This window comes from Vibrio sp. V43_P6S15P86 (genome assembly GCF_009904725.1).
In the GTDB taxonomy this organism is placed as follows: Bacteria; Pseudomonadota; Gammaproteobacteria; order Enterobacterales; family Vibrionaceae; genus Vibrio; species Vibrio diabolicus.
Window position 1 is genome coordinate 1 of record NZ_WXWT01000114.1, and the last position, 2,998, is coordinate 2,998.

Genomic DNA, 2,998 nt, shown 5'->3' on the forward strand with positions numbered 1-2,998 from the left:
CTACAAATTAAGCTTAAAGTTTAAACTGATTAACGCAACTATCTGTATTTAGGTAGCAATACTGAAAGTCTAAAGTGATTAAATGACAAACATGAAAAACAAGCTTGGGAATAAACTCATTGGTGCACATGTCTCTGCTGCTGGTGGGGTCGATCAAGCGCCGTTGAGAGCTCGCGAAATTGGCGCGAATGCGTTCGCACTATTTACAAAAAACCAACGCCAGTGGGTGGCGAAGCCTTTAGAAGCAAAAACCATCAGTGCGTTTAAAGCGAACTGTAAAATGCTGGGTTTCGGTGCAGAACATATTCTTCCCCATGACTCTTATCTAATTAATTTAGGTGCACCAGAAGCGGATAAGTTGGATAAGTCACGCGCGGCATTTATTGATGAGATGGAGCGTTGTAATCAGTTGGGGCTGACTTTACTTAACTTCCACCCGGGTAGTCATCTAAAGAAAGTCTCGGAACAGGAGTGCTTAGCGACGATCGCTGAGTCGATCAATCTTGCGCACAAAGCGGTGCCGAATGTGATCGCGGTAATCGAGAATACGGCTGGTCAGGGTACAAACCTAGGTTGGAAGTTTGAGCACCTTGCTGAAATCATCGAGCAAGTGGAAGACAAAGAACGTGTTGGTGTATGTCTCGATACTTGCCACACGTTTACCGCCGGTTACGATCTGCGTACTAAAGAGGATTGTGAGCATACCTTTGCTGAATTCGACCGTATTGTTGGGATGCACTATTTAAGAGCAATGCATCTAAATGATTCAAAAGTTGAGTTTGCCAGCAAAGTGGATCGCCACCACTCATTAGGCAAAGGAGAGATCGGGTGGGATTGTTTTGAGTACATCGCGAAAGACCCTCGCTTTGATGGTATCCCTCTGATTTTAGAAACAATTGATCCGGACATCTGGCAGCAAGAAATCAACGCACTGCGTCAGTTTCATCTAGCGGCGATAGATAACCAATGATGTGATCACAGAGTTGGCACTTTTCTTTCTTAGTCACTTAAGTCAATTTGAATTAAGAAAGAAGGATGCCACTATGTCTCGACCACACTCTTTTGCTTCTTACGCATATAGCCGCCGCGTGCTTCGTTTGCCGATGCCTAATCGTCACATTACTGGACAGGGGCATTTTCTAACGCCACAGAAGCATTAGCCTTTTATTACTGTTCTCAAGTTCGTGGTAAGTTTTTGTTTGTTTGGGTTTCGCTCGTTAGAATAGAAGCAAAATTTAGGACAGGAACTTTCCATGAATCAGTCACCCACTTGGCACGATGTGATCGGCGAAGAGAAAAAACAGAGCTACTTTGTAGACACTTTGAATTTTGTAGAAGCAGAACGCGCCGCAGGCAAAGCGATTTTTCCGCCAGCGAAAGATGTCTTTAATGCGTTTCGTTTTACCGAGTTTAACGATGTTAAAGTAGTGATTCTGGGGCAGGACCCATACCATGGTCCAAATCAGGCGCATGGCTTGTGCTTTTCCGTTCTTCCTGGAATCAAAACGCCACCATCACTCGTTAATATGTATAAAGAGCTGGCTCAAGATATTGAAGGGTTCCAAATCCCTCAGCATGGATTCTTACAAAGCTGGGCAGAGCAAGGTGTATTGCTGCTCAATACGGTATTGACGGTTGAGCAAGGTAAAGCGCATTCACATTCAAAAACGGGGTGGGAAACGTTCACTGACCGAGTGATTGAAGCGATAAACCAGCATCAGGAAGGCGTGGTGTTTTTATTGTGGGGCTCTCACGCTCAGAAGAAAGGGCGCTTTATTGATCGCAATAAACATCATGTGTTAGCCGCACCACATCCATCACCACTCTCAGCGCACCGAGGTTTTTTTGGTTGTAAGCATTTCTCTCAAGCAAACCAGTTACTTGCCTCGCAAGGGAAAGCACCAATCAACTGGCATTTGCCATTAACTGTATAAAAGAAGAGACAGCGATAATGCTGCCATTATCGCTGTTTTTTTGAGCACGCTCGAGGCTGATGGCAAATTTCTCATGTACACTTATTAAAAGTAGGTGTTAAGGAGAGACGCTATGATGATCGAAAGAATTCGACGCGAACACGGTTATATGGTTCGTCTGTTGGCGATACTGCGCCATAAACTTAATGAGATAAAAGAAGAACGTGCGATCAACTACGCATTAGTAAACGAGATAGTTGATTACCTCTCTAATCATTCAGAAAAAGTTCACCATCCGAAAGAAGATATTCTCTATCACCACTTTCTTGAGCACTATGGTAAGCAACAGACCATGGAAAACTTAGAGAAAGAACACCAAGAGTTAGCAAGTAAAACCAAAGAGTTTGCTTCCTTGATAGAGATGATCCTGCAGGATGCTGTTGTGCCTCAAGACATGTTTGTGGCCCACCTAGAGGACTTCATTGAATCACAAAGACGCCACTTGGAGTTAGAGGAGCGAAAAATCCTGCCTCTCATTGAGGAGCTATTCACTACCGAAGATTGGCAGCATGTTGAAAGCTTATGGAGCGTCAGTGAAGATGACCCAGTTTTTGGTGACACTATTGCCGATCGTTATAAACAGTTAGCTGAACGTGTGCGTCAAAGTGATGCTGAGTATGTTTAAGTGTGTGCGATAAAACCTGAGCGAGCGAAAGTATCACTCGGGTTTGTTAGCTGCATTTCTTATTTATTGAGAATTGGACGTAAATTTATCGTTTGCGTTTCTCAACCAAAAGACAGGAAAATTCCTATTGAGTAATAACGGTAATCATACCCAAATCCTGGCGCTTAAACTCAAGTCGTTTACGGTTACTGTAAACAAAAACAAAAGGCACCCTTAAGGTGCCTTTTGTTTGAATTAGAGTTTAATGTCTTCCAAGTTGTAGTCGGTACAGGCATCAAGTTCGCGTAGCTCTTTAAGCAAATTGCGCCTGTCGTTCATCTCTTCTATTTCACGCCACTTTCGCTTTACTGGTTTGGCACGAGATTTGGTTGTTGAGGTAGTATCCAGATTAAAAATGTCA

Annotated in this window: 4 protein-coding genes; 3 read left to right on the forward strand and 1 reads right to left on the reverse strand. The window is 43.4% G+C overall.

Going from position 1 to position 2,998, the window contains the following annotated elements; all coding sequences use genetic code 11:
- The first annotated feature begins 82 nt into the window (after positions 1-82).
- The 3 genes from nfo to CAG69_RS04840 all read left to right on the forward strand — a co-directional run bounded on the left by nfo (position 83) and on the right by CAG69_RS04840 (position 2,598).
- On the forward strand, positions 83-970 hold the full coding sequence (nfo, locus tag CAG69_RS04830) for a deoxyribonuclease IV (RefSeq protein WP_109168794.1): 888 nt from the start codon (positions 83-85) through the stop codon (positions 968-970).
- A gap of 283 nt (positions 971-1,253) precedes the next feature.
- Positions 1,254-1,934, forward strand: a complete 681-nt coding sequence (ung, locus tag CAG69_RS04835) for a uracil-DNA glycosylase (protein WP_005396298.1) — start codon at positions 1,254-1,256, stop codon at positions 1,932-1,934.
- A 112-nt stretch (positions 1,935-2,046) separates the two neighbouring features.
- Positions 2,047-2,598: a hemerythrin domain-containing protein gene (locus CAG69_RS04840; RefSeq protein WP_161442993.1), complete on the forward strand. Its 552-nt coding sequence runs from the start codon at positions 2,047-2,049 to the stop codon at positions 2,596-2,598.
- A 234-nt stretch (positions 2,599-2,832) separates the two neighbouring features.
- Here CAG69_RS04840 and CAG69_RS04845 read toward each other — a convergent pair.
- A partial coding sequence (locus CAG69_RS04845) for a DUF3545 family protein (RefSeq protein WP_237668039.1) occupies positions 2,833-2,998 on the reverse strand: 166 nt, incomplete at its 5' end.